The sequence below is a fragment of the Methanoculleus thermophilus genome, assembly GCF_001571405.1.
GTDB lineage: Archaea > Halobacteriota > Methanomicrobia > Methanomicrobiales > Methanoculleaceae > Methanoculleus > Methanoculleus thermophilus.
In genome coordinates this window covers 1-3,276 of sequence record NZ_BCNX01000011.1, presented here as the reverse complement: position 1 = coordinate 3,276, position 3,276 = coordinate 1, and the positions used below count along the sequence as shown (strand labels likewise).

3 protein-coding genes are annotated in these 3,276 nt (G+C 42.0%); 1 reads left to right on the top strand and 2 read right to left on the bottom strand.

Annotation, left to right across the window (positions count from 1 at the left end; genetic code table 11):
• A partial coding sequence (locus MCUTH_RS10065; RefSeq protein WP_201784943.1) for an IS256 family transposase occupies window positions 1–596 on the top strand: 596 nt, incomplete at its 5' end.
• Between the two features lie 308 nt (window positions 597–904).
• Here the strand turns inward: MCUTH_RS10065 and MCUTH_RS10060 are convergent.
• A complete protein-coding gene (locus MCUTH_RS10060; protein WP_066958614.1) occupies window positions 905–1,894 on the bottom strand; it encodes a hypothetical protein in 990 nt (329 codons plus the stop codon).
• 14 nt (window positions 1,895–1,908) lie between these two features.
• On the bottom strand, window positions 1,909–2,604 hold the full coding sequence (locus MCUTH_RS10055; protein WP_083524863.1) for a metal-dependent hydrolase: 696 nt from the start codon (window positions 2,602–2,604) through the stop codon (window positions 1,909–1,911).
• Window positions 2,605–3,276: the final 672 nt, after the last annotated feature.

Below are 3,276 nucleotides of genomic sequence, written 5' to 3'. Positions count from 1 at the left end.
TCGCCGGAGTGCGCGAGGATGGTTACCGGGAGATCCTCGGCGCAAGAATCACAGATTGTGAGAATGAGGAATTCTGGTCGGGACTCTTCGAGGACCTCAAAGAACGAGGACTTGCCGGGGTTCAACAGGTCATCTCGGATGGGCATACCGGCATCCAGAAGGCGGCTGAAGCCGCCTTCCTCGGTGCATCCTGGCAGATGTGTCAGGTTCATTGTACCCGAGCCGTCTTGAGGAATATTCCCCGGAAACATCAGAAGGAGGTTGTAGAGGGGCTGAAGGAGGCCTATGGAAGTGAACAAAGGCTTCAAGATCTCGCCGATGACCTGAATGCCAGGGGGTACCGAAAAGCAGCCAACACCATCGAGCGATTCCTCCCGGGGTTGATGAGTTACACGGCATTCCCAAAACAGCACGGGAAACGGCTCCGAACCACAAACCTGATGGAACGGGTCAATAAGGAGCTAAAACGAAGGACCAAAGTCGTAGGAGCGTTCCCGAACGAGGAATCCCTTCTCCGGCTGGTCGGATCTATCCTGATGGACATCAACGAGGAGTGGGTCACCGGCAGAAGGTATTTGACCATGGAGAAGGAATGATCAGGCAAGGAGACGGGGCTCAGGCAAATTACAGAAGATCTGAGACGTTACCGAGACCCGTCTGGTTTGATCCAGAACTCTATAAAAAGCGCAGTGCAGTAGAGCGGTTTTTCAGCTGGATTGAAGCGTTTAAGAAGATTGTTCCACGTTACGAGCGATATGAACACTCATTCATGGGATTGATTCACCTGGCATGTAGTGTCATGATCGGGAGAATATTGGGATGACCTCAAAGTGCATTCTCACATGTGAAATCATGTGATTCTGAAAAGTTACTTGAAGGACATTACACTCTTATTACATCATTTTCAACTGCTACCTTTGGCTTCCCTGTACAGATTAATAATATACATCGAAAAATACTTCTGGTACCCATAACGCTGATATTTCGCAAATTTTTGCGAATATGTGTTAAAGAAAGACTCCATTTCGCCTCCAAATTTTTGTTCAAGATCAATATCTTGAATCGGAGAATCCAGAGAGATTTCTATCCACTTTATTAAAAATTGATACATATGAAAGTAATATTTAAGGAGATCTTCAACTTCGTACTCCTTGCCATCAAGGCGGACAATTTTATTTTTTTCCGAATCGTAAAACAAGTTTGAATGTGAGATCTTATTCCGAATAGATTTAGGATCGCTATTATTTCCAAAAATAGAATCGTTGTTAGGAGGCATCCCGAGAATTGCCTGAAGAACGCCATTGATCATCCCGGGTAGTGCATGGTCGTGATACTCATCTCTTTTAACATCCTCTCGAAATTTCACAATTCTTCTGTCGTTATTATTGATCGAATCATCATCTAGTATAACTGCAAATAGTCGCCTGTCCGTCATATGCAAAATTAACTCGAATGTAGTACTAAAGAGCCAAATAAACACGCTAATCTGAATTGTTTGAGGTATTTCCCCCCATTTTTCTTCTAGTTCTCCAATTACTTCTGTTAGGTAAACTAATGGCCCAGAAATTTCTAGAAAATCTTTTACGGGGGATTGCGAAGTTTTTGCTACCAAATTTAGAATCTTTTTATCATCTTCTGTTATTAAGTCACAATACTTTCCCTCCAAATAATACTTATCTGAAACGAGGCGGTTAAAGAACACCTCAATATTTTCATAGTTAAGACATTCGGCCATATTATTTGATGCTTTTTTAAAAAAGTATGAAACGATTATTGGTTGTTTTGAATATAGTGCCCGTTCAAATTGTTCCATAAACTTTTGCTTAAATATTTTCTCTGGGATAACGATACCATCTTGCCTCAGCAAATGTTTGGCTAAACTAGGTTTTTCCATTCTGTCCCCTCAAATCAACGCCTATATTGCCGTTTCGCAGATGATTTGGACATTATGTAGATAGTAACCCATGCAATAGTGAATATCAGGATAGAGAAAGGTGCAACCTGAAGTGGTTCAAACCTGAAATGCTGTTCGGCTATCATTATGCCAACAGCCAATACGATCAAGCCTGTGGAATACTGTTCTGGGCGTTTATCTTGGTGATCTCTGGTACTGATTCCACCTCCAAACCAATGTTTACTATACGGCATTAACGGACAAATTCCACTTTTCGTGCAGCAATCCTCAAATATGTGGAAAAGCCCCCCAAAAGACAACCCAATTGTGAAAAATAGCAGAAGGACGTTCCAGAATCCAAGGACGGCAAGGCCAAGGTTAATAATTACTGCAAGTATGGATGTGTAAACGGCCAAACCTAGGAATGTATGCATAGACCCTCTGTGTGATGGATTGAATGGCTGACGGAGAAGATAGAACACATATCCCGTAAGCGGGAAAACAACTGGCCTCATTATTAGACTGAAAAATTTCGCAATTCCATCCATATAGTGTAATTTTGAATCTGCAGCGTCAGTATCTGGTAACAGTGATCCAATTATCGTTCCTGCGATGAAAATCGTAACCGACACAGGCGCGGATAAAAACCAAGGTGCTGTGAGTAGAAGTCCACTTCCAATACTGATAGAGATATGATGTTTACCTAGCATTGACACACCCGGCGTTCAGTCTCTCAACTATTGCCAATAAGGGAGATAGTTCGTATATGCGTTTCGAATTTATATTTTCAAATTGTAAACTGCAATTTCAATTACTTGAGCAAATTGTAGGCAGAAATGTGGAGGAAAGTTGTTTCTATATTAAAATCCCCCTGTGGAAGGATGGAAAGAGAGTCCCCTTCCGGCAAAGATATCTTGATCACTAACTTAAGCTCCTCTATCCTGCAAACACCTGCTCACATAGTTGTCATGTGAAAGAAATCGTTGCAGCTGATCCAAACTACTTGCGCATCCTGTACCGACCCATTATCTGACCTTTTGTGCCATTCTTTGTCGTTCTTTGGCGGATACGGTAGTCCGCATGAGTCTTGGGGTTATTAATTCTCTCATTAGCCATTATTCCTCACCTTTTAGATAATGGCCTTATTCCCACTCAGATATTAAATACTTTTTCAAACGTGCTAACATTGCTGAATAGTTAATTAGAGATGTTTTGTTCAGTATTTAAGAGAAGCAATCGAGATTTTAGGCTAACATGGCTCTGTTGAAACCCTCTAGTCGAGGGTCGGCTCCATCTGAGGGGAAAGATCTATAAAACCGTTGCTCCTTGTGTTAATGACGAAACCAACAACAAGGAGCAGAGTTAGTGTCGACGAATGGCTA

What these genes read in the sequence shown, in the direction of transcription:
- MCUTH_RS10060 (WP_066958614.1), bottom strand. Translation starts at nt 1,894, where the DNA reads ATGGAAAAACCTAGTTTAGCCAAACATTTGCTGAGGCAAGATGGTATC.
- MCUTH_RS10055 (WP_083524863.1), bottom strand. Translation starts at nt 2,604, where the DNA reads ATGCTAGGTAAACATCATATCTCTATCAGTATTGGAAGTGGACTTCTA.